This window comes from Herbiconiux sp. SALV-R1 (assembly GCF_013113715.1).
Taxonomy (GTDB): domain Bacteria; phylum Actinomycetota; class Actinomycetes; order Actinomycetales; family Microbacteriaceae; genus Herbiconiux.
Genome location: NZ_CP053344.1, coordinates 1,600,945 through 1,623,341 on the forward strand (window position 1 = coordinate 1,600,945; position 22,397 = coordinate 1,623,341).

General features: G+C 68.6%; 23 protein-coding genes. 9 read left to right on the plus strand and 14 right to left on the minus strand.

All coding sequences use genetic code 11. From position 1 onward, the window contains the following. Positions 1-10: 10 nt before the first annotated feature. On the minus strand, positions 11-733 hold the full coding sequence (gene fabG, locus HL652_RS07780; protein ID WP_171704804.1) for a 3-oxoacyl-ACP reductase FabG: 723 nt from the start codon (positions 731-733) through the stop codon (positions 11-13). A gap of 80 nt (positions 734-813) precedes the next feature. On the opposite strand from fabG, the gene HL652_RS07785 reads away from it, so the two are divergent. Genes HL652_RS07785 through HL652_RS07795 form a run of 3 tightly spaced genes read left to right on the plus strand, consistent with a single transcriptional unit; the run spans position 814 to position 2,236 of the window. Further along, positions 814-1,152, plus strand: a complete 339-nt coding sequence (locus HL652_RS07785) for a DUF3099 domain-containing protein (RefSeq protein WP_171704805.1) — start codon at positions 814-816, stop codon at positions 1,150-1,152. Next, positions 1,149-1,403 (plus strand): hypothetical protein, encoded by a 255-nt coding sequence (locus tag HL652_RS07790; RefSeq protein ID WP_171704806.1) that lies wholly within the window; start codon positions 1,149-1,151, stop codon positions 1,401-1,403. Before HL652_RS07785 ends, HL652_RS07790 begins: the two co-directional genes overlap by 4 nt. Next, positions 1,403-2,236 (plus strand): SURF1 family cytochrome oxidase biogenesis protein, encoded by an 834-nt coding sequence (locus tag HL652_RS07795; RefSeq protein ID WP_371743605.1) that lies wholly within the window; start codon positions 1,403-1,405, stop codon positions 2,234-2,236. The genes HL652_RS07790 and HL652_RS07795 overlap by 1 nt, the downstream gene beginning before the upstream one ends. 24 nt (positions 2,237-2,260) lie before the next feature. Here HL652_RS07795 and HL652_RS07800 read toward each other — a convergent pair whose 3' ends face one another. The 9 genes from HL652_RS07800 to HL652_RS07840 form a co-directional block, all read right to left on the minus strand. Further along, on the minus strand, positions 2,261-3,859 hold the full coding sequence (locus HL652_RS07800) for an ABC-F family ATP-binding cassette domain-containing protein (protein WP_171704807.1): 1,599 nt from the start codon (positions 3,857-3,859) through the stop codon (positions 2,261-2,263). Positions 3,860-4,028: 169 nt separating this feature from the next. Beyond that, the gene (locus HL652_RS07805; RefSeq protein ID WP_171704808.1) at positions 4,029-4,475 is read right to left on the minus strand and encodes an endonuclease domain-containing protein; all 447 of its coding nucleotides are present in this window, start codon (positions 4,473-4,475) and stop codon (positions 4,029-4,031) included. Positions 4,476-5,086: 611 nt separating this feature from the next. After that, a complete protein-coding gene (locus tag HL652_RS07810) occupies positions 5,087-5,416 on the minus strand; it encodes a metal-sulfur cluster assembly factor (protein WP_171704809.1) in 330 nt (109 codons plus the stop codon). 4 nt (positions 5,417-5,420) lie between these two features. Then, complete coding sequence (gene sufC / locus HL652_RS07815; RefSeq protein WP_171704810.1) at positions 5,421-6,185, minus strand: Fe-S cluster assembly ATPase SufC; 765 nt, start codon at positions 6,183-6,185, stop codon at positions 5,421-5,423. A gap of 4 nt (positions 6,186-6,189) precedes the next feature. Next, on the minus strand, positions 6,190-6,543 hold the full coding sequence (locus HL652_RS07820) for a non-heme iron oxygenase ferredoxin subunit (protein WP_171704811.1): 354 nt from the start codon (positions 6,541-6,543) through the stop codon (positions 6,190-6,192). Then, a complete protein-coding gene (gene sufD / locus HL652_RS07825; RefSeq protein WP_171704812.1) occupies positions 6,536-7,678 on the minus strand; it encodes a Fe-S cluster assembly protein SufD in 1,143 nt (380 codons plus the stop codon). The genes HL652_RS07820 and sufD overlap by 8 nt, the downstream gene beginning before the upstream one ends. Continuing rightward, on the minus strand, positions 7,679-9,097 hold the full coding sequence (gene sufB / locus HL652_RS07830) for a Fe-S cluster assembly protein SufB (protein WP_171704813.1): 1,419 nt from the start codon (positions 9,095-9,097) through the stop codon (positions 7,679-7,681). It abuts the gene before it with no gap. A gap of 119 nt (positions 9,098-9,216) precedes the next feature. Continuing rightward, complete coding sequence (locus HL652_RS07835) at positions 9,217-10,182, minus strand: COX15/CtaA family protein (protein ID WP_171704814.1); 966 nt, start codon at positions 10,180-10,182, stop codon at positions 9,217-9,219. Positions 10,183-10,191: 9 nt separating this feature from the next. Next, positions 10,192-11,121 carry a heme o synthase gene (locus tag HL652_RS07840; RefSeq protein WP_171704815.1) on the minus strand — a complete coding sequence of 310 codons (930 nt, stop codon included), beginning with the start codon at positions 11,119-11,121 and terminating at the stop codon, positions 10,192-10,194. A gap of 209 nt (positions 11,122-11,330) precedes the next feature. Here HL652_RS07840 and tkt point away from each other — a divergent pair, with 209 nt between their 5' ends. From tkt to pgl, 6 genes are read left to right on the plus strand one after another with little or no spacing between them, the layout of a single operon-like run. Further along, complete coding sequence (gene tkt / locus HL652_RS07845) at positions 11,331-13,424, plus strand: transketolase (protein ID WP_171704816.1); 2,094 nt, start codon at positions 11,331-11,333, stop codon at positions 13,422-13,424. A gap of 26 nt (positions 13,425-13,450) precedes the next feature. Further along, on the plus strand, positions 13,451-14,560 hold the full coding sequence (gene tal / locus HL652_RS07850) for a transaldolase (RefSeq protein ID WP_171704817.1): 1,110 nt from the start codon (positions 13,451-13,453) through the stop codon (positions 14,558-14,560). Further along, entirely contained in the window at positions 14,557-16,161 is a 1,605-nt protein-coding gene (locus tag HL652_RS07855) for a glucose-6-phosphate isomerase (RefSeq protein ID WP_171704818.1), read from the plus strand. Before tal ends, HL652_RS07855 begins: the two co-directional genes overlap by 4 nt. A gap of 45 nt (positions 16,162-16,206) precedes the next feature. Beyond that, the gene (zwf, locus tag HL652_RS07860; RefSeq protein ID WP_171704819.1) at positions 16,207-17,748 is read left to right on the plus strand and encodes a glucose-6-phosphate dehydrogenase; all 1,542 of its coding nucleotides are present in this window, start codon (positions 16,207-16,209) and stop codon (positions 17,746-17,748) included. Beyond that, positions 17,745-18,722 (plus strand): glucose-6-phosphate dehydrogenase assembly protein OpcA, encoded by a 978-nt coding sequence (locus tag HL652_RS07865; RefSeq protein WP_171704820.1) that lies wholly within the window; start codon positions 17,745-17,747, stop codon positions 18,720-18,722. The genes zwf and HL652_RS07865 overlap by 4 nt, the downstream gene beginning before the upstream one ends. A gap of 51 nt (positions 18,723-18,773) precedes the next feature. Continuing rightward, positions 18,774-19,547 (plus strand): 6-phosphogluconolactonase, encoded by a 774-nt coding sequence (gene pgl, locus HL652_RS07870; protein ID WP_171704821.1) that lies wholly within the window; start codon positions 18,774-18,776, stop codon positions 19,545-19,547. A 108-nt stretch (positions 19,548-19,655) separates the two neighbouring features. Here the strand turns inward: pgl and HL652_RS07875 are convergent, their stop codons facing one another. The 4 genes from HL652_RS07875 to HL652_RS07890 form a co-directional block, all read right to left on the minus strand. Then, entirely contained in the window at positions 19,656-20,024 is a 369-nt protein-coding gene (locus HL652_RS07875; RefSeq protein ID WP_171704822.1) for an RNA polymerase-binding protein RbpA, read from the minus strand. A gap of 46 nt (positions 20,025-20,070) precedes the next feature. Then, entirely contained in the window at positions 20,071-20,322 is a 252-nt protein-coding gene (secG, locus tag HL652_RS07880) for a preprotein translocase subunit SecG (RefSeq protein ID WP_171704823.1), read from the minus strand. Between the two features lie 79 nt (positions 20,323-20,401). Beyond that, entirely contained in the window at positions 20,402-21,190 is a 789-nt protein-coding gene (tpiA, locus tag HL652_RS07885; RefSeq protein ID WP_171704824.1) for a triose-phosphate isomerase, read from the minus strand. Then, complete coding sequence (locus tag HL652_RS07890) at positions 21,181-22,395, minus strand: phosphoglycerate kinase (protein ID WP_171704825.1); 1,215 nt, start codon at positions 22,393-22,395, stop codon at positions 21,181-21,183. The genes tpiA and HL652_RS07890 overlap by 10 nt, the downstream gene beginning before the upstream one ends. Positions 22,396-22,397: the final 2 nt, after the last annotated feature.

Below are 22,397 nucleotides of genomic sequence, written 5' to 3' on the forward strand. Positions count from 1 at the left end.
GATGCGTGCTTTAGTGCCCCATCCCTAGACCACCGTCGACCGGGATGACGGCACCCGAGATGTACGCGGCGTCGTCGGAGGCGAGCCACGACACGGCCTTCGCGACCTCGGCAGCGGTGCCGTAGCGCGCGGCGGGGATGTTCTTCTTGTACTCCGCCTGCTGCGCCTCGGGCAGCTCGGCGGTCATGTCGGTCTCGATGAAGCCCGGGGCGACGACGTTCGCGGTGATCCCGCGCCCGCCGAGCTCACGCGTGAGCGACCGCGCGAAGCCGACCAGCGCGGCCTTCGAGGAGCTGTAGTTGATCTGCCCGGGCGAGCCGTACAGTCCGACGACGCTCGAGATGAGCACCACGCGGCCGAAGCGCGCCTTGAGCATCCCCTTCGAGGCTCGCTTCACGACGCGGAACGCCCCGGTGAGGTTCGTGTCGATCACCTCGGTGAAGTCGCTCTCGGTCATGCGCAGCAGCAGCGTGTCGCGGGTGACGCCGGCGTTGGCGACGACGACCTCGACCGGTCCGAGCTCCTTCTCGACGGTGTCGAACGCGGCGTCGATCGACGCGGTGTCGTTCACGTCGCCCTGCACGGTGAGCGCGCCTTCGAGCCCGCCCGATCCCGACCGGGAGGTGACGGCGACGCGGTGGCCCTGGGCCACGAACTCCTCGGCGATCGCGTAGCCGATGCCGCGGTTTCCGCCGGTGATGAGAACGGTGCGGGGGGTGGTCGTGGTGGTCACGCGATGGGGCTCCTGACTGGGCGATGAACAGACGGATACCAGCTTAGGAGCAGTTCACGGAGCGTAGGCTAGAGGTGATCATGAAGCAGCGGAACCAGTCGGTCACGAGTCTCCCGCAGTCGCCCGACGACGAGCGGCGCAGCCGTATGACCAAGTACCTCGTGATCATGGCCATCCGGGTCACGTGCCTCGTGCTCATCTTCTTCGTCCACGAGTGGTGGGCGGTCATCTTCCTCGCCGCGGGCGCCATCCTGCTGCCCTACTTCGCGGTCGTGGTGGCCAACGTGGGCAACTCCTGGGTGAACAAGGCCGAACGCCCCAGCGCCATCGAGGTGTACCGCACGCCGGTGCCGCCTCCCGGTGTCGGGTTTCCCCCGTCCGGTGCCGGGCGCGACGACGAACGGGGGCCGCGGGAGTGATCTCACTCGGCCTCGAACCCGCCGCCGAGGAGTGCTCCAGGGCGGGCTGCCGCGCCTCGGCGTCGTGGCGCATCGAGTGGCGCAACCCGAAGATCCACGACGAGTCGCGCCGCAAGGTGTGGCTCGCGTGCGACGAGCACGTCGAGTTCCTGCGGGAGTTCCTGGGCGCGCGCGACTTCCCGCTCGAGGTGCTGGCGGTGGGTGCCCCGGCGTCGGCACCGGCATCTGCACCGGCCGAGGGCACGCCCTGATGGGCTGGCGCTTCCTCCTGCACCGCCGCTGGGCGGGCTACCTCGCGCTGACCGTCGTGTTCGCGATCGTCTGCGTGCTGCTTGCGATGTGGCAGCTCGCCCGCCGCGACGAGGCCGTCGCCGAGATCAACCGCGTCGAGACGAACTACGACGCCACGCCCATCCCTCTGACGGATGCGCTGCCCCAGCTCGATTCCTACGACGAGTCGCAGGAGTGGTTGACCGTCGAAGCCACCGGACGCTACCTCACCGACGACCAGCTGCTGGTGCGCAACCGCCCGCTCGGCGGAGACGTCGGCTTCGACGTGCTCGTGCCGTTCCAGCTCGACAACGGCGACGTCTTCGTGGTCGACCGTGGCTGGGTGCCCACCGGGCAGCAGCAGAACCTCCCCGATGCGATCCCGGCGGCTCCCGAGGGCACGGTGTCGATCGTCGTGCGCCTCAAGGCGGGCGAGCCGCAGTTCGGGTCGGGCGACCTCGAGAACGGCCAGCTGGCGAGCATCGAGCTGCCCGTGGTGGCCGAGCAGATCGGCCGCCCCGTGTTCACCGCGGCGTACGGCTTGCTGGCGTCGGAAGACCCTGCCCCTGCGGAGCGGCCGATGGCGATGCCGAAGCCGCAGCCCGACGAGGGCGCGCACCTGTCGTACACCTTCCAGTGGTTCTGCTTCGGGCTGCTCGGCTTCGTGGGCCTCGGCTACATCATCCGCCAGGAGTACCGCCGGGCGAACGAAGACGACCCCGAAGAACAGGAGCGCGTCGCCGAACGCGAACGCAAACGCCAGGCCAAGCGCACCGACGCCCAGATCGAAGACGAGATATTAGACAACTCGTAGCCTGTAAGCCACGAGCTGCCGACGCTACGCCAGGCTGATCAGCTCCGCGTAATCCTTGTTCCAGTGGTCTTCGACCCCGTCGGGCAGGATGAGCACCCGCTCGGGGTTGAGCGCCTCGACCGCGCCCTCGTCGTGACTCACCAGCACGACTGCGCCCTCGTAGTGGGCCAGCGCATCCAGGATCTCTTCGCGGCTCGCCGGGTCGAGGTTGTTCGTCGGCTCGTCGAGCAGCAGCACGTTCGCACCGCTCACCACGATCATGGCGAGGGCGAGCCTCGTCTTCTCGCCACCCGAGAGCACGCCCGCCGGCTTGTGCGAGTCGTCTCCGGTGAACAGGAACGAGCCGAGCACGCGGCGGGCCTCGGTCTCGGTGAGGTTCGGCGAGGCCGACACCATGTTCTCGAGCACCGAGCGCTTCACGTCGATGGTCTCGTGCTCCTGGGCGTAGTAGCCGATGCGCAGGCCGTGTCCGGGCTCGAGCTGGCCCGTGTCGGGCTTGTCGACTCCGCCCAGGATGCGCAGCAGCGTCGTCTTGCCGGCACCGTTGAGGCCGAGCACCACGACCTTCGAGCCGCGGTCGATGGCGAGGTCGACCGCCGTGAAGATCTCGAGCGAGCCGTAGCTCTTCGACAGGTTCGAGGCCATGAGCGGGGTGCGCCCGCAGGCGGCGGGCGTCGGGAAGCGGAGCTTCGCCACGCGGTCGACGGCGCGCACCTCCTCCAGACCGGAGAGCATCTTCTCGGCACGGGCCACCATCTGGTGTGCAGCAGCCGCCTTGGAGGCCTTGGCGCCGAAGCGGGCGGCCTGCAGCTGCAGCTGGGTCGCCTTCTTCTCGACGTTGACGCGCTCCTTCTTGCGGCGCTCCTCGTCGGCCTCGCGCTGCTTGAGGTAGTTGCGCCAGTTCATGTTGTAGACGTCGATGACCTGGCGGTTGGCGTCGAGGTAGAACACGCGGTTCACCGTCTCGCCCACGAGCTCGATGTCGTGCGAGATCACGATGAACCCACCGCTGTAGCTCTTCAGGAACTCGCGCAGCCACACCACACTGTCGGCGTCGAGGTGGTTCGTCGGCTCGTCGAGGATGAGCGTCTCGGCGTCGGAGAACAAGATGCGCGCCAGCTCGATACGACGACGCTGACCACCCGAGAGGGTCTTCAGTGGCTGGTCGAGGATTCGGTCGGGAAGGCTGAGGTTGCTCGCGATCGACGCGGCCTCGGCCTCGGCGGCGTACCCGCCCAGCGCGTCGAAGCGCTCGGTGAGGTTGCCGTACTTCTTCATCGCGGCGGCCGCGACCTTCTCGTCGTCGGAACCCATCGCCATCGACGACTCCTGCATGCCGAGCAGCAGCGAGCCGAGTCCGCGCGCGTTCAAGATGCGCGTGCGCGCGAGTTCCTCAGGGTCGCCCGAGCGCGGGTCTTGCGGCAGGTACCCGAGCTCGCCGCTGCGCTGCACCGAACCCTCGGAGGGCAGCAGGTCGCCCGCGAGCACCTTGGTGAGCGTCGTCTTGCCGGCGCCGTTGCGCCCGACGAGCCCCACCTTGTCACCCGAGCCGACGCGGAACGACACGTCCTCCATGAGGGTCCGTGCGCCCACCCGGATCGCCAGGTCACTAACGCTGAGCACAGAGGTATCCATTTCTTCGCGAGGGGGGAACGATCCAGTCTAGTCCGCCCCCGCCCACCCCAGTCGCACCCCGGCTCCTGGGACCGGTTCAGAACCGCAAAGCTCGCGCCCACCGCCGCAGCATGCGGCTCGGCTTCCGGCTCGTTTGCGATTCTGAACGTCGCCCGGCTCACAGCAGGACGAGCCCGGCTTGCCGATGCCGGCCGCTCCACCGATGCTCCCCGCGCGCGACGATCCCCCGCACGACCCGCAGCACGTACTCCGACTCGAACAGCACCTGGTGGTAGCTCAGCCGAAGCACCAGGTACCCCCTCTCGGCCAGCGCCACATCGCGGCGCTTGTCGTTGGCGAACGACTCCCTGTCGGAGTGCCACGCCCGCCCGTCGGTCTCGATCACCAGCCGCTCGCCGACCACCAGGTCGACACGCCCCACCCCACTGATGCTCACCTGGACGCGCAGCTCGATCCCGACCGATCGCAGGAGAAGCCGCAGATGGGTTTCGAGTCCCGACTCCGCCCTCGGGTCGCAGAGGAGCAGCAGCTCGGCGTAGCACCGCGGCAACTGTCCGAGCACGGCCTCGAGCCGACGACGCGTCATCACGCCGCGATACATCATCGAGTCGAGCGTGGCGACTGCGTCTCGGCGACCTTGGCACTGAACCGCATGAGCCACCGCCCATTCTGCAGAGTCCACTCCCCCGCGCGCCGGCTGCAACCCGACGAGCGGAAGAGCCCGGTGCACGACGATAGCCGCCGACGTCGGCGGAGCGGCCCTGTACCGCTTGATGCGCACGTGCACTCGTGAATCGTGGGCCGTCCACACCCCGAGCGGCGCGAGGGCCGACTGGCACGTCAGCGTGCCCCGCGCCCGCACCGCCGTCAGCACGTTCTCCGGCGCACCCGCCACCGCGACCCACCCGTTCCGCACCCTGACGACCGAACGAACCCGCACAGCACGGGTCACCGCTTCAGCGGCATGCCCGTACCCGGCGAGCTCGCGACACGAGGCTACGCCCCCAAGGGCAGCGACCAGGTGTGCAACGGACGACATCGCACCATCGTGCGCGCCGTCCCCCGCCCCGCGCGCCCCACCCGCCACATCTGTGGACAGAAACCCGCCCTGTGCACAACCCGGGCGCGTTCAGAAACGCAAACGTCGCGGCACCCGAGCCCTCCACGAGGGCGGATGCCGCGACGTTTGCGGTTTCGAACGAACGAGCGGGCGAGCTAGATCGAGAAGCCGAGGGCGCGCATCATGTCGCGCCCGTCGTCGGTGATCTTCTCGGGGCCCCACGGCGGCATCCACACCCAGTTGATGCGGAACTGCTCGACGATGCCGTCGAGCGCCTCGGCCGTCTGCTCCTCGAGCACGTCGGTGAGGGGGCAGCCGGCACTGGTCAGCGTCATGTTGATGACGAGGGCGTTCTGCTCCTCGTCCCAGCCGAGGTCGTAGATCAGGCCGAGGTCGACGATGTTGACGCCGAGCTCAGGGTCCATCACGTCTTTCAGCGCTTCTTCCACCTGGTCGAAGAGCTTCGGTTCGAGTGTCGTGACCATTTCGTTATTCTACGACCGCACCGGAGAGAAAGCGATCGTAGCCCTCGTTCTCGAGCCGCACGGCGAGCTCGGGCCCGCCCTGCTCCGCCACCTTGCCCGCGACGAACACGTGCACGAAGTCGGGCTTCACGTAGCGCAGGATGCGGTTGTAGTGCGTGATGAGCAGGATGCCGAGCCCGGTGTTCTCCTTCGCCCGGTTCACACCCTCCGACACGATCTTCAGCGCGTCGACGTCGAGCCCGGAGTCGGTCTCGTCGAGCACCGCGAACTTCGGCTTCAGCAGCTCGAGCTGGAGGATCTCGTTGCGCTTCTTCTCGCCGCCCGAGAATCCCTCGTTGACGTTGCGCTCACGGAACGACTTGTCCATGCGGAGCGCCGTCATCGAGGCGTCGAGCTCCTTGATCCAGCCGCGGATGGCGGGCGCCTCCCCGTCGATCGCGGTCTTCGCGGTGCGCAGGAAGTTCGACACCGAGACGCCGGGGATCTCGACCGGGTACTGCATCGCGAGGAAGAGTCCCGCGCGCGCCCGCTCGTCGACCGATTTGTCGAGCATCTCCTCGCCGTCGAGCGTGACCGAGCCGCCCTCGACGTGGTACTTCGGGTGACCGGCGATCGCGTAGGCGAGCGTCGACTTGCCCGAGCCGTTCGGGCCCATGATGGCGTGCGTCTCGCCCTCGCCGATGGTGAGGTCGACGCCGCGCAGGATCTGCTTGGTTCCCTGCTCGGTCTCGACGCTGACCTGGAGGTCTTCGATCTTCAGAATCGACATGCTGCTACTCAACTACTTTCGTCACTGTCGGGTCGATGTAGATGTCCCCGTCGATCACCTCGATCTCGAACACGGGGACGGGCTCGTACGCCGGGAGCGTCAGCGGCTTCCCGGTCGCGAGCGAGAACTTGGAGCCGTGCGCCCAGCACTCGAGCGTGGGCCCCACGGCCTCCTGACCAGAGGGAGCGTCTTCGACGAAGCCCTCCGCCAACGAGATGTCTCCGTGGGTGCAGGTGTCGCCGATGGCGTGGCACTCCCCCGCCGAGTCTTTCACGAGTGCGATGGGCACTCCGCCGACCACGACGCGCAGCGCCTGGTTGACGGGCACGTCGTCGAACGCGCAGACCTTCTCAGCCACGAACGCCCTCCGCCGCCACGAGCTCGGCCTCGACGGCGGCCGACAGCCGCTCCTCGAGCGCCGGCGAGCCGATCTGCTGGATGATCTCGGCCAGGAACCCGCGCACGACGAGCCGCCGCGCCTCCTCCTCCGAGATGCCGCGCGACTGCAGGTAGAACAGCTGCTCGTCGTCGAAGCGCCCGGTCGACGACGCGTGGCCGGCGCCCACGATGTTGCCCGTCTCGATCTCGAGGTTCGGGATGCTGTCGGCCCGCGTTCCCTCGCTGAGCACGAGATTGCGGTTCTGCTCGTAGCTGTCGGTGCCGTCGGCATGCGGGCCGATGAGCACGTCGCCCACCCACACGGTGTGCGCGCCCTTGCCCTGGAGTGCTCCCTTGTAGTTGACCCGGCTGCGCGTGTCGGCGGCCACGTGGTCGATGTAGGGGCGCTGCTCGAAGTACTGCCCGGCGTCGGCGAAGTAGAGCCCGAGGGAGTCGATGGATGCTCCCCGCTCGACCAGGTGGATCGCCGGGTTCACCCGCACCACGTTGCCGCCGAGCGACACGATGACGTGCTTGAGCGACGCGTCGCGCCCGACCTTCGCGAAGTGGCTGGAGAGGTGGATCGCCGAGTCGTCCCACTCCTGCACCGTCACCACGGTGAGCTGCGCGTTGTCGCCGACGACGATCTCGACGTTCTCGGAGAGGTTCGCCGCCCCCGACTGCTCCAGGATGACGACGCCCTTGCTGTTCGCGGCGGCCTCGATGATCACGTGCGCGGCCCGCGCCGCCCCGTCGAACCGATCCCGGCGAAGCACGAGCTCCGCCGAGTCCTCGCCAGAGACCAGCACGTGGATGGCCTTCTCGAACGACGACCAGGCGTTGGCCGAGGCGCGGTCTTCGGGGATCCCCGCCGAGCCGACCAGCGCATCCGTGCGGTCGATCCAGTTCACCGAGGTGCCTGCCGACTCCGAGTAGGTGAACGCCGTGGGCGAGCCGTCGAGCGCATCCGTGGTGAGGTGCTTGAACGTCGCCAGGGGCGCGAACTTCCACTCGAACTCGAGCCCGGTGACCTGGGCGAAGTCGTCGACGGAGGTGGAGGAGGGGCGTTCCGACCGGGTCTGGACGGGAACGAATGCGGTTGCAGCGGCGGACATCTAGCCTACGGAGCCTTCCATGCCCATCTCGATGAGCTTGTTGAGTTCGAGCGCGTACTCCATCGGGAGCTCGCGGGCGATCGGCTCGATGAAGCCGCGCACGATCATCGCCATCGCCTCGTCTTCGGGGAGGCCCCGCGACATGAGGTAGAACAGCTGCTCCTCCGAGACCTTCGACACGGTGGCCTCGTGGCCGAGCTGCACGTCGTCGACACGGATGTCGATGGCCGGGTAGGTGTCGGAGCGCGAGATGGTGTCGACCAGCAGCGCGTCGCAGCGCACTGTGTTGGCCGAGTGGTGCGCGTTCTCGGCGACGCGGATCTCTCCGCGGTAGCCGGCCCGCCCGCCGCCGCGCGCGATCGACTTCGAGACGATCGACGACTGCGTGTGCGGCGCCATGTGGATCATCTTCGCGCCGGCGTCCTGGTGCTGGCCGGGGCCCGCGAAGGCGACGGAGAGGGTCTCGCCCTTGGCGCGCTCGCCGACCAGGTAGATCGACGGGTACTTCATGGTGACCTTCGAGCCGATGTTGCCGTCGATCCACTCCATCGTCGCGCCCTCGTGCGCGATGGCGCGCTTGGTGACGAGGTTGTAGACGTTGTTCGACCAGTTCTGGATGGTCGTGTACCGCACCCGGGCGTTCTTCTTGACGATGATCTCGACGACCGCCGAGTGCAGCGAGTCGCTCTTGTAGATGGGGGCCGTGCATCCTTCGATGTAGTGCACGTAGGAGCCCTCGTCGGCGATGATGAGCGTGCGCTCGAACTGGCCCATGTTCTCGGTGTTGATGCGGAAGTAGGCCTGCAGCGGGATCTCGACGTGCACGCCCTTCGGCACGTAGACGAACGAGCCGCCCGACCACACGGCGGTGTTCAGCGCGGCGAACTTGTTGTCGCCCGAGGGGATGACGGTGCCGAAGTACTCGGTGAAGAACTCGGGGTGCTCGCGCAGCGCGGTGTCGGTGTCCATGAAGATGACGCCCTGGGCCTCGAGGTCTTCACGGATCTGGTGGTACACCACCTCCGACTCGTATTGCGCGGCGACGCCGGAGACCAGGCGCTGACGCTCGGCCTCGGGGATGCCGAGCTTCTCGTAGGTGTTCTTGATGTCTTCGGGCAGGTCGTCCCAGGTCTGGGCCTGCTTCTCGGTCGAGCGCACGAAGTACTTGATGTTGTCGAAGTCGATGCCCGAGAGGTCGGCGCCCCAGGTGGGCATGGGCTTGCGGCCGAAGATCGTGAGGGCCTTGAGCCGGGTCTGGAGCATCCAGTCGGGTTCGTTCTTCAGCTCGGAGATGTTCGTCACGACTGCCTCGTCGATGCCTCGACGAGCGGATGCTCCTGCCGTGTCGGTGTCCGACCACCCGAACTCGTACACGCCGAGGTTCTCGAGTTCCGGTCGGTCGATGAGCACGTCTGACATGACTGACTCCCTTCCTTGCTGCTGGTGACCCACTGAGGTCAACTCCGCAGAGGTCTCCGCCATTCCGGCGGCCGACGACCCTCCGTCAAATCCAGCGGCTCGGGTGTCGGGATGTGAACCTACGCGTTAAGAGCGTGTTCCTGAACCTTCATTGTATACGTGGTGGCCGGGCGCGGGGCGAAGAGCCGCGGATGCAGGTCGAGCAGCACGCGGAGCGCACCGACCCACACCAGGGCGGAGCCCAGGAGGTGCAGCACGACCATCCACTCCGGCAGGCCGAGCAGCGCCTGGGCGATGCCGAGGGCGGCCTGCAGCACGACCACGACGACGAAGGTGACGACGCGGCGGAGCGCCAGCGACGCCCCGGGAACCCGGCGCACGCCCACGAGGAGCACGACGCCGAGCACCAGCACCACCACGCCGAGCACACCGTGCACCACGGTCACCTGCTCCCACACGAACGCCATGCGCGGCACGTCGGCCGAGTCACCGGCGTGCGGGCCGGTGCCGGTGACGAGCGTGCCGACCAGGATGAGCACGGCGGTGGCGATGACGAGCACCCACGCGAGAGCGCCGATCCAGCGCGGGAAGCTCGCATCCGCCGTCTGGCCGCGGTGCGCCCGGTGCCAGGTGAGGGTCGTGGTGGTGAGCAGCGCGATCGCCATCACGAAGTGCATGGCGACGACCCAGGGGTTCAGCTCGGTGAGCACGGTCACGCCGCCGGCCAGCGCGTTCACGACGACCAGCCAGAACTGCGACCAGGCCAGCCGGGTCATGCTGCGCTCGCGCGGCTTCTGCAGCCGCGCTGCCACGATCGCCCAGCCCACGGCGGCGATGAGCACGCCGGTGAGCACGCGGTTGGCGAACTCGATGAAGCCGTGGATGCCGAGCTCGGGGGTGGTGGTGAGCGAACCGTCGTCGCAGGCGGGCCAGGTGGGGCAGCCGAGGCCCGAGCCCGTGACCCGCACCACTCCCCCGGTGATGATGATGAGGATGCTCACCACGAGCGCCGCGGTCGTGCCCCAGCGGAGGGCGCGCGGGCTGAGGGTGACGCGGTCGGCGAGGAAGCCGAAGGGGGTCTGCACGGGCGGCTCCTAGAAGCGGAAGAGCGGAACCAGCGGGTCGATCGCCACCGCCAGGAAGATCAGCGTGAGGTAGGTGATCGAGCCGTGGAACACGCGCATCGGCTTGATCGAGAGGTCGCGGATCGACCTGCTGTACAGGCGGTGCGACTCGTAGAGGAACCAGGCGCCCGCGACGACCGCCGTGCCGGCGTAGATGAGGCCCATGTGCCCGACCGGGATGAGCAGCAGCGAGCAGGCCACCATCGCCCAGGCGTACAGCACGATCTGCAGGCCCACCACGACGCGGCCGCGCACGACCGCGAGCATGGGCACGCCCGCGGTCTTGTAGTCGGCGCGGTACTTCATCGACAGCGGCCAATAGTGCGGGGGCGTCCAGAGGAAGATGATGCCGAAGAGGATGAGCGCCTCCCACGACAGCGAGTTCGTGACGGCCGCCCAGCCGATGAGCACGGGCATGCAGCCGGCGGTGCCGCCCCAGACGATGTTCTGCGGGGTGCGGCGCTTCAGCACCAGCGTGTAGAGCAGCACGTAGATGAGGATGGCGGCGAGCGAGAGGGATGCGGCGAGCAGGTTGGTGAACACCGCCAGCCAGACGATGGAGACGACGCCGAGCGTCCACGCGAACACGAGCGCCTCGCGGTCGGAGAGCACCCCGGTGACCAGCGGCCGCTTCGAGGTGCGGTCCATCACCCGGTCGATGTCGCGGTCGAAGTAGCAGTTGAACGCGCCCGCGGAGCCCGCCGAGAGCGCGCCGCCGATGAGCGTGGCGAACACCAGCCAGAGGTTCGGGATGCCGCCCTGGGCCAGGATCATGACCGGAACGGTGGTCACCAGGAGGAGCTCGATCACCCGAGGTTTGGTGAGGGCGATGTAGCCCTTCACCTTGTCTCTCGGGCTGAACCGCCGCTCGACTACCCGGCCGTCAACCGCTACGTCCATCGCTCCTCATTTACCTACCCGGTGAAAGTCCCCGCGAGCAGTCTATTCGATGGGGGCGCCCGACCCGTCCGCCTCGATATGATGGAGGTGCGACGCTGACGTGGTGACGATGGCCCCTGCGCAGGGTGCGTGAGGCCCGTCCGAGACGTCGGCAACTCACTACCGGTACCCGCTGACGGGTCCGCACTCCAGAAGGGTCGAAATTCCTCGTGGCCACACTCCAATGGGAACCCATTGACGACAAAGCCGTCACCACCGCCAAGATCCTCGCGGCCGACGCCGTCGAGAAGGTCGGCAACGGCCACCCGGGCACGGCGATCAGCCTGGCCCCTGCGGCATACCTCCTGTTCCAGAAGGTCATGCGCCGCGACCCCTCCGACCAGCACTGGATCGGGCGCGACCGCTTCATCCTCTCGGTGGGCCACTCCTCCCTCACCCAGTACATCCAGCTCTACCTCGGCGGCTACGGCCTCGAGCTCGACGACCTCAAGGCGCTCCGCACCTGGGGCTCGCTGACGCCCGGCCACCCCGAGTACGGCCACACCGACGGCGTCGAGATCACCACCGGCCCGCTCGGCCAGGGCCTCGCCTCCTCCGTCGGCTTCGCCTACGCCCAGCGCTTCGAGCGCGGCCTGTTCGACCCCGAGGCGGCGCCCGGCACCAGCCCGTTCGACCACCACACCTACGTCATCGCGGGCGACGGCGACATGGAGGAGGGCGTCACCAGCGAGGCCTCCTCGCTCGCCGGCCACCAGCAGCTCGGCAACCTCATCGCGATCTACGACTCGAACCAGATCTCGATCGAGGACGACACGAACATCGCCTTCACCGAAGACGTGCGGGCCCGCTACGAGGCCTACCACTGGCACGTGCAGGTCGTCGACTGGAAGAAGACCGGCGAGTACGTGGAAGACGTGCACGCGCTGTTCGATGCGATCGAGGCGGCGAAGGCCGAGACCTCGAAGCCGTCGCTCATCATCCTGAAGACCATCATCGGCTGGCCGTCGCCGAAGAAGCAGAACACCGGCAAGATCCACGGCTCGGCGCTCGGCGCCGACGAGCTGAAAGGCCTGAAGGAGGTGCTCGGGGCCGACCCCGAGCAGCACTTCGCCGTCGCCGACGAGGTCATCGAGCACACCCGCGGCGCGATCGCCCGCGGCGCCGAGGAGCGCGCCGAGTGGCAGAAGGGCTTCGACGCCTGGGCTGCAGCCAACCCCGAGAAGAAGGCGCTCCTCGACCGGCTCGAGGCCGGCGAGCTCCCCGAGGACATCGAGTCGGTGCTCCCCGTCTTCGAGGCGGGCAAAGAGGTCTCGACCCGCGCCGCCTCCGGCAAGGTCATCAACGCCCTCGCCGGCTCCCTCCCCGAGTTCTGGGGCGGTTCGGCCGACCTCGCCGAGTCGAACAACACCACCATCGAGTCGGCGGCGTCGTTCGTGCCGGCCGAGCACTCCACCCACGAGTGGTCGGGCAACCCCTACGGCCGCGTGCTGCACTTCGGCATCCGCGAGCACGCCATGGGCTCGATCCTCAACGGCATCGTGCTGCACGGCAAGACCCGCCCGTTCGGCGGCACCTTCCTCATCTTCAGCGACTACATGCGCCCCGCTGTGCGTCTTGCCGCCCTCATGAAGGTCCCCGCCATCTACGTCTGGACCCACGACTCCGTGGCGCTCGGCGAAGACGGCCCCACCCACCAGCCGATCGAGCAGCTCGCCACGCTCCGCGCCATCCCCGGTCTCGACGTGGTGCGCCCCGCCGACGCCAACGAGGTGGCCTACGCCTGGCTCACCATCCTCGGCCGTCACCACAACCCGGCCGGCATCGCCCTCACCCGCCAGAACATCCCGGTGTTCGAGCGTGGCGAAGGTGAAGCATCCGGCGACGTCTTCGCTTCGGCGGCCAACACCTCGAAGGGCGCCTACGTGCTCGCCGAGGCCCCGAACGGCACGCCCGACGTCATCTTCATCGCCACCGGCTCCGAGGTGCAGCTGGCCGTCAACGCCCGCGAGCTGCTCGCCGGTGAGGGCATCAACGCCCGCGTGGTGTCGGCTCCGTCGCTCGAGTGGTTCGAGGAGCAGAGCGAGGAGTACAAGGAGTCGGTGCTGCCGTCGGCCGTCAAGGCCCGCGTCTCGATCGAGGCCGGCCTCTCGCTCGGCTGGTCGAAGTACATCGGCGACGCCGGCCGCTCGGTGTCGATCGAGCACTTCGGCGCCTCGGCCGACTACAAGACCCTGTTCCGCGAGTTCGGCATCACCACCGAAGCCGCCGTCGAAGCAGCGAAGACCTCGCTGGCCGCGCTCTGAGCCGGTCGCACGAAGGAGATAGAGAAATGACCGAATCCCGCACCCAGCAGCTCTCCGACGTCGGAGTCTCGATCTGGCTCGACGACCTGTCGCGCTCGCGCATCACCTCGGGTGGGCTGCAGAAGCTCATCGCCGAGAAGAACGTGGTCGGCGTCACGACCAACCCGTCGATCTTCGCGGCAGCCCTCGCGAACGGCGAGTCGTACGCCGCGCAGGTCGCCGAACTGTCGAAGGCCGGCACGGATGTGACCTCCGCCGTCTTCGAGATCACCACCGACGACGTCGCCGACGCCAGCGACATCTTCAAGCCGATCTACGACGCCACCAAGGGCTTCGACGGCCGTGTCTCGATCGAGGTCGAGCCCGGTCTCGCCCACGACGCCCAGGGCACCATCGAGCAGGCCAAGGCGCTGTTCGACAAGGTGAACCGCGAGAACGTGCTCATCAAGATCCCCGCCACCGTCGAGGGACTCGAGGCGATCACCGCCACGATCGCCGCCGGCATCTCGGTGAACGTCACGCTCATCTTCTCGCTCGAGCGCTACCGCGACGTCATCAACGCCTACCTCTCCGGCCTCGAGCAGGCCAAGGAGGCGGGCCACGACCTGTCGAAGATCCACTCGGTCGCCTCGTTCTTCGTGTCGCGCGTCGACACCGAGATCGACAAGCGTCTCGAGGCCGTCGGCACCGAGGAGGCGCTCGCGCTCAAGAGCAAGGCCGGCGTCGCGAACGCCCGCCTCGCCTACGAGGTGTGGACCCAGGCCTTCGCCACCGAGCGCGCCCTGGTGCTGCTCGAGGCGGGCGCCAACACCCAGCGCCCGCTGTGGGCCTCGACCGGTGTCAAAGACCCCGCGGTGCCCGACACCACCTACGTCGTCGACCTCGCCGCCCCCTCGGTCGTCAACACCATGCCCGAGAAGACGCTCGACGCCGTCGCCGACCACGGTGTGATCGCCGGCGACACCATCGCGCACAGCTACGCCGAGGCGAACAAGGTGCTCGACGCCATCGCCGCGCAGGGTATCTCCTACGCCGAGGTCACCGAGCTCCTCGAGAAGGAGGGCGTGGAGAAGTTCATCGTCTCCTGGAACGAGCTCCTCGACACCGTCACCGCGGCACTCGAAGCAGCGAAATGACGATCGCGATCCACCTGTCCGGCGACGCGAAGGCCGCGGTCGCGAACCAGGTGCCGCTGCTCGCGGCCGACCTGGTGGCCTCAGGCATCACCGGGCAAGACCCGGCGCTCTGGGGCCCCGCGGCCGAGGCCGAGGCGTCGAAGCGACTGGGCTGGACGGAGGCGGTCTCCGTCTCCCGCCCGCTCGTCGCCGAGGTCGCGGCACTCCGTGAGGAGTTCCTCGCCCAGGGCATCGACCACTTCGTGCTCGCCGGCATGGGTGGATCGTCGCTCGCCCCCGAGGTCATCACCACGACCCTCGGGGTCGAGCTCACCATCCTCGACTCCACCTCGCCCGATCAGATCAGGGCCGCCCTCGACGACCGGCTCGCGACCACGGTGCTGATCGCCTCGTCGAAGTCGGGGGGAACCCTCGAGACCGACAGCCAGCGCCGCGTCTACGAGGCGGCGTTCCGCGCAGCCGGCATCGACCCGGCGTCGCGCATCGTCATCGTCACCGACCCCGGGTCGCCGCTCGAGGCGCTCGCCCGCGAGTCGGGGTACCGGGTGTTCCTCGCCGACCCGAACGTGGGCGGCCGCTACTCGGCGCTCACCGCGTTCGGGTTGGTGCCCTCCGGGCTCGCCGGAGCCGACATCGGCGAGCTGCTCGACGAGGCCGAGGCCATCTCGCTCAACCTCGCCGAAGACGGGGCCGACAACTTCGGCCTCATCCTCGGTGCGGCGATCGCCGGCACCACGCCGCTCCGCGACAAGACCGGCATCGTCGCCGACGGAACCCACATCGTGGGCTTCGCCGACTGGGCCGAGCAGCTCATCGCCGAGTCGACCGGTAAGGAGGGCAAGGGGCTGCTCCCGGTCGTGCTCGACCTCGATTCCCCGGAGCTCACCACCAAGCCCGCCGATCTGCAGCTCGTGCGGCTCGTCGACAACGCGCACCAGTTCCATCTGCGCGAGCAGCACCCGGGCGAGGTGCTCATCAGCGGCTCGCTCGGTGCGATGTTCCTCACCTGGGAGTACGCGGTGGCGGTGGCCGGGCGCCTGCTCGGCATCGACCCGTTCGATCAGCCCGACGTGGAGTCGGCCAAGGAGGCCGCTCGTGGCCTCCTCGACTCCCGGCCCGAGCCTGAGGCCCCCGCGTTCGTCGAGTCGGGCATCGAGGTGCGGGCGACGCCCGGCTCACTCGTGGCTTCGGGCACGCTGGCCGGCTCCGTCGACGCGCTGCTCGCCGAGCTGCCCGCCGACGGCTACCTGGCCGTCATGGCCTACGTCGACCGGCTCTCCGAGGCCAGGCTCGCCGAGCTGCGCGACCTGCTCGCGGAGCGCGCGGGTCGCCCCGTGACCTTCGGTTGGGGGCCCCGCTTCCTCCACTCGACCGGTCAGTACCACAAGGGTGGGCCCGCCACCGGCGTCTTCCTGCAGATCACCGCCGACGCGCGCGACGACCTCGAGATCCCCGGTCGCCCGTTCACCTTCGGCCAGCTCATCCAGGCCCAGGCCGCCGGAGACGCCGCCGTGCTGGCGGAGCACGGTCGTCCCGTGCTGCGGCTCGAGCTCACCGACGCGTCGGCCGGCGTGGAGAGCCTGTTCGACGCGTTGCGCTGACGCGCATCCGTTGTTGTCGTCACCACCACTCAGCAAGGAGTTCCATTGCCTCCCGTCGACATCACGCCGGAGTACAACCCCCTCAGACTTCCGACCGACCGTCGCCTGAACCGCATCGCGGGCCCCTCCGGGCTCGTGATCTTCGGTGTCACCGGCGACCTGTCGCGCAAGAAGCTCATGCCGGCCGTCTACGACCTCGCCAGCCGCGGCCTCTTGCCGCCCGGCTTCTCCCTCATCGGCTTCGCGCGTCGTGACTGGGAAGACCAGGACTTCGAGCGGGTCGTCCACGACTCCGTGAAGGAGCACTCGCGCACCCCCTTCGACGAAGACGTGTGGCGCCAGCTCTCCGAGGGCATCCGCTTCGTCTCGGGTGAATTCGACGACGACAGCGCCTTCGAGCAGCTCAAGTCGACGATCGACGAGCTCGACCGCGACCGCGGCACCATGGGCAACTACGCCTTCTACCTCTCCATCCCGCCGAAGGCGTTCCCGCTCGTCACCGAGCAGCTGCGCCGCTCCGGTCTCGCCGATCAGCGCGACGACCGCTGGCGCCGGGTCGTGATCGAGAAGCCGTTCGGCAGCGACCTGAAGACCGCGATCGAGCTGAACGACGTGGTGGAGTCGGTCTTCCCGCCCGACTCGGTGTTCCGCATCGACCACTACCTCGGCAAGGAGACCGTCCAGAACATCCTGGCGCTCCGCTTCGCCAACCAGCTCTACGAACCCATCTGGAACGCCAACTACGTCGATCACGTGCAGATCACGATGGCCGAGGACATCGGCGTCGGCGGTCGTGCGGGCTACTACGACGGCATCGGCGCGGCGCGCGACGTCATCCAGAACCACCTGCTGCAGCTCATGGCGCTCACCGCCATGGAGGAGCCGATCTCGTTCGACGCGGCCGACCTCCGCACCGAGAAGGAGAAGGTGCTCGCGGCGGTCAAGCTTCCGGATGATCTCAGCACCGTGAGCGCGCGCGGACAGTACTCCGGTGGCTGGCAGGGCGGCGAGAAGGTGCTCGGCTTCCTCGAGGAAGACGGCATGAACCCGCAGTCGACCACCGAGACCTACGCCGCGGTGAAGCTCGACATCGGCACCCGCCGCTGGGCGGGCGTGCCGTTCTACCTGCGCGCGGGCAAGCGCCTCGGCCGGCGCGTCACCGAGATCGCCGTCGTGTTCAAGCGGGCCCCGCAGTACCTGTTCGCCGAGAGCCAGACCTCGGAGCTCGGCCAGAACGCGCTCGTCATCCGGGTGCAGCCCGACGAAGGGGTGACCATCCGGTTCGGCTCGAAGGTGCCGGGTGCCGGCGTGCAGGTGCGCGACGTGACCATGGACTTCGGCTACGGCCACGCCTTCACCGAAGCGAGCCCGGAGGCCTACGAACGACTCATCCTCGACGTGCTGCTCGGCGACCCGCCCCTGTTCCCGCGGCAGACCGAGGTCGAGCTGTCGTGGAAGATCCTCGACCCGATCGAAGAATACTGGGCGACCCAGGGTCAGCCCGAGCAGTACCGCCCCGGAACCTGGGGGCCCAGCTCGGCCGACGAACTGCTCGCCCGCGACGGAAGAACCTGGAGACGCCCGTGATCGTCGATCTGCCCGACACCACCACCAGCAAGATCTCGAAGTCACTGGTGAAGATCCGCGAGGAGGGCGGCGCCGTCGCCCTGGGCCGCGTGCTCACCCTCGTCATCGTCACCTCGCTCGGTCAGGAGGAGGACGCCATCGAGGCGGCCAACGACGCCTCCCGTGAGCACCCGATGCGCGTCATCGTGGTCTCCACCGACCAGGAGAACGACGGCCTCACCACCGGGCGCGGCGCCCGCCTCGACGCCCAGATCCGGGTCGGCGGCGACGCCGGCGCGAGCGAGGTCATCGTGCTGCGCGCCTACGGCGCGGCGGCGAGCGACCAGGAGGGGCTCGTCACGGGCCTCCTCCTCTCCGACGCACCCGTCGTGGTGTGGTGGCCCGGTGCGGCCCCCGAGAACGTGTCGGCCTCCGACCTCGGCCGCATCGCCACCCGTCGCATCACCGACTCCTCGAACCAGGCCAATCCCTACGAGGCGCTCCTGGCACGGGCCAAGTCGTACGCGCCGGGCGACACCGACTTCGCCTGGACGCGGCTCACCCTGTGGCGGGCCCAGCTCGCCGCGGTGCTCGACCAGCCGCCCTACCAGCCGGTGACGGCCATCGAGGTCTCCGGAGCATCCGATTCGCCCTCGACGCTGCTGCTCGCCGCCTGGCTGCGACACCAGCTGCAGGTGCCGGTCGACTACGGGCTGCTCTCGCGCGCGGCCAACGGCTCGAGCGGCATCCACGGCGTGGTGCTGTCGCGCGAGAGCGGGCCGATCGAGCTGGTGCGCGACATCCCGAATGTGGCGCGGCTCAGCCAGCCCAACCAGCCCACGCACGACCTGTCGCTCCCCCGCCGCAACCTCCGCGACTGCCTGGCCGAGGAGCTTCGGCGACTCGACCCCGACGACCTGTATGGTGAAGTCATCACCCACGGGCTCGCCGAGCTGCTGGAGCAGAAGGACGGCAGCGTCCGCGACGCGGTCTGAGCCGCGGCGGTTCGCCAGGGCCAGGGTCGTTCGACAAGGAAGGTATGGTCTGTGACCACGACTGATCGCCGAGTACTCGTTCACCCCGACAAAGAGGCACTCGCCGGGTCGGTGGCGGCGCGGTTCATCACCAAGGTCATCGACATCCTCGACGAGGTCGACGAGGCGCACATCGTGCTCACCGGCGGCACCATGGGTGCCGCCGTGCTCGAGTCGGTGCGCGCCTCGGCCGCCTCCGACACCATCGACTGGGGGCGGCTGCACTTCTGGTGGGGCGACGAGCGCTTCGTGCCGAAGAACGACCCCGACCGCAACGAGCTGCAAGCACGTGAGGCGCTGCTCGACCACGTGCCGGTCGACGAGTCGAAGGTGCACCCCTTCCCCTCCTCCGACGAGATCGACGACCTCGACGAAGCGGCGCGCGTCTACGCCGCCGAACTCGCCGCGGCGGCGCCCGAGGGGCGCGACTACCCGCGCTTCGCCATCATGTTCCTCGGGGTCGGGCCCGACGGGCACATCGCCTCGCTGTTCCCCGGGCACGACGAGATCCGCATCACCGACAAGACGGTGGTGCCCGTGCGCAACTCCCCCAAGCCGCCGCCGCTGCGCCTCAGCCTGACGCTGCCGGTCATCCAGTCGGCCGACCGCATCTGGATGGTGCTGGCGGGCGCCGACAAGGCATCGGCGATCGGACTCGCCCTCGCCGGGGCGAGCACCGACGAGGTGCCGGTGGCGGGTGCCCAGGGTCGCAAGCGCACCGTGTTCTTCGTCGACCGCGAGGCGGCCGCCGAGGTTCCCGAGTCGCTCATCGCGCCGAGCTACTGAGCTGACGAGTTCGCGCGTCACCGCCGACTCCCTCAGACAGCGAAAGGGCGGTCTCACCTCGTTGTGAGACCGCCCTTTCGGCTTGTGGCGCCTGGTTCGACGCGGCGCCTAGTTCGACGCGCTGGCCGTACCGCGACGCTCGCGCAGCTGCTGCAGGGCGTCTTCGAGCAGCTGCTCGGCCTCCTGCTCGGTGCGGCGCTCCTTCACGTAAGCGAGGTGCGTCTTGTAGGGCTCGAGCTTCGCGACCGACGGCGGGTTGGCCTTGTCGCGCCCCGCGGGCAGGCCTGAGGTGGGGCAGTCGATCGTCTCAGGGATCTCCTCGTCGGGCAGGTTCGCCGCGAAGTAGCGCACGGTCTCGTTGCCGAGAGCGTCCCAGTAGGAGACCTGGATGCGCTCCGCGTGGAACCCGCGGTCTTGCTCGCCCATGGGGCCTGCGCCTACGCGCGATCCGCGGATCGCACTTCCACCTGATGCCATGTTCTGGTTTCCCCCTTGTGTCTGCGGGTGTTCGGGTGCCGGAGGCCTAGAGGCCCGTGTCGAACTTCGTGATGAGCCCGAGGATGATGATGCTGGCCACCCAGACCAGCCCCAGGATCACGGTGATGCGGTTGAGGTTGCGCTCCGCGACGCCCGAGGCGCCGAGGTTCGAGGTGACGCCCCCGCCGAACATGTCGGAGAGACCGCCACCCCGGCCCTTGTGGAGCAGGATGAGAAGGGTCAGCAGCAAACTCGTGAGACCGAGAATGACCTGAAGGACGACCTGGAGGATTTGCACTGCTTGCCTTTCACGTGCGGAAGAGAGCGGGTCGCTCCCCCGAAGACCACGGGTAAGTATAACCCGTGGGTGGTGGAGCTCAGACTCCGACGTGCTTCTGGTAGCGCACGATCGCGGAGAACTCCGCGATGTCGAGGCTCGCCCCGCCCACCAGCGCACCGTCGACGTTGGGCTCGCGCATGAAGCCGGCGATGTTGCCCGACTTCACCGAACCGCCGTACAGGATGCGCGTGGCGGCTGCGGCGTCGGCGCTCAGGCTCTCGGCGACGACGGCCCGCAGCGCGGCTCCGACGGTCTCGGCCTGCTCGGGAGTCGCTGCCTGACCGGAGCCGATCGCCCACACGGGCTCGTAGGCCACGACGATGTCGGCGTCGGGGGCGAGGCCCTCGAGGGCAGTCTTCAGCTGCGCCACCGGAACAGCGCTCTGGCCGAACTTCTCGAGGTCGTCGGCGGTCTCGCCCACGCAGATGATCGGGACGATGCCGTGCTTGATGGCGGCCTTGACCTTCGCGGCGACGTCCTCATCCGTCTCGCCGTGCAGGGTGCGACGCTCGGAGTGGCCGATGATGACGTACTTCGTGTCGAGCTGGGCGAGGAAGGCGCCCGAGATCTCGCCGGTGTAGGCGCCCGACTCGTGCTGCGAGATGTCCTGGCCGCCGTAGGCGAGCGAGAGCTTGTCGGCGGCCACGAGGGTCTGCACCGAGCGCAGGTCGGTGAACGGCGGGAAGACGGCGACCTCGACGTCGTCGAAGCTGTGCTTCGCGTCGTCGAGCGACCAGGCGAGCTTCTGCACGAAGGCGATGGCCTGCAGGTGGTCGAGGTTCATCTTCCAGTTGCCGGCGATGAGCGGGGTGCGGGTCAGGACCATCCGAGGACCTCCAGGCCAGGGAGACGCTTGCCCTCGAGGAACTCGAGCGACGCACCGCCTCCGGTTGAAATGTGACCGAACTGGTCGTCTGAGAAGCCGAGCGCGCGCACGGCGGCTGCCGAGTCGCCGCCGCCGACCACGCCGAGGCCGTCGACCTCGGTGAGCGCCTGCGCGACGGCCTTGGTGCCGGCCGCGAAGGGCTCGAGCTCGAACACGCCCATCGGGCCGTTCCAGAACACCGTCTTCGACGAGGCGATGATGTCGGCGAACTCCTTGGCGGTCTCGGGGCCGATGTCGAGCCCGAGACCGGATGCGCCGAAGGCCGTGTTCTCGATGCCGTCGGCGGGGGTGACCTCCACGTCGGCGTCGGCGCCGAACTTCGACGCCACGACGACGTCGGTCGGCAGCACGATCGTCACGCCGAGCTCCTCTGCCTTCGCGAGGTAGCCCTTCACGGTCTCGAGCTGGTCTTCTTCGAGAAGGCTCGAGCCGACGGCGTGGCCCTGCGCCTTGAGGAAGGTGAACAGCATGCCGCCACCGATGAGCAGCGTGTTCACGCGGGGCAGTAGGTGCCCGATGACTCCGAGCTTGTCGGAGACCTTCGAGCCGCCGAGCACCACCGTGTAGGGGCGGTCGGGGTTCTCGGTGAGCTTGTCGAGCACACCGAGCTCGGTCTCGATGAGGAGACCGGCTGCGCTCGGCAGCAGTTCGGCGAGGTCGTAGACGCTCGCCTGCTTGCGGTGCACGACACCGAAGCCGTCGGAGACGAAGGCGTCGCCGAAGCGAGCCAGCTCCTCTGCGAAACCGCGACGCTCCGCCTCGTCCTTGCTCGTCTCGCCCTTGTTGAAGCGCAGGTTCTCGAGCAGGGCGATGTCGCCGTCGGCGAGGCCGGCCACCGCATCCGCCGCCTCCTGGCCCACCGTGTCGTGAGCGAACACGACCGGCTTGCCGAGGAGCTCGGAGAGGCGCCCGGCGACGGGCTCGAGGGTGTACTTCTCGTCGGGTGCGCCCTCGGGGCGGCCGAGGTGGCTGACCACCACGACCTTCGCCCCGGCGTTCAGCAGGGCGTTGAGGGTGGGCAGGCTCGCGCGCACGCGCCCATCGTCGGTGATGACCCCGTCCTTCACAGGAACGTTGAGGTCACACCGGACGATGACGCGCCTGCCGGCGAGCGATCCGAGGGAGTCGAGAGTGCGGAGCGTCACGG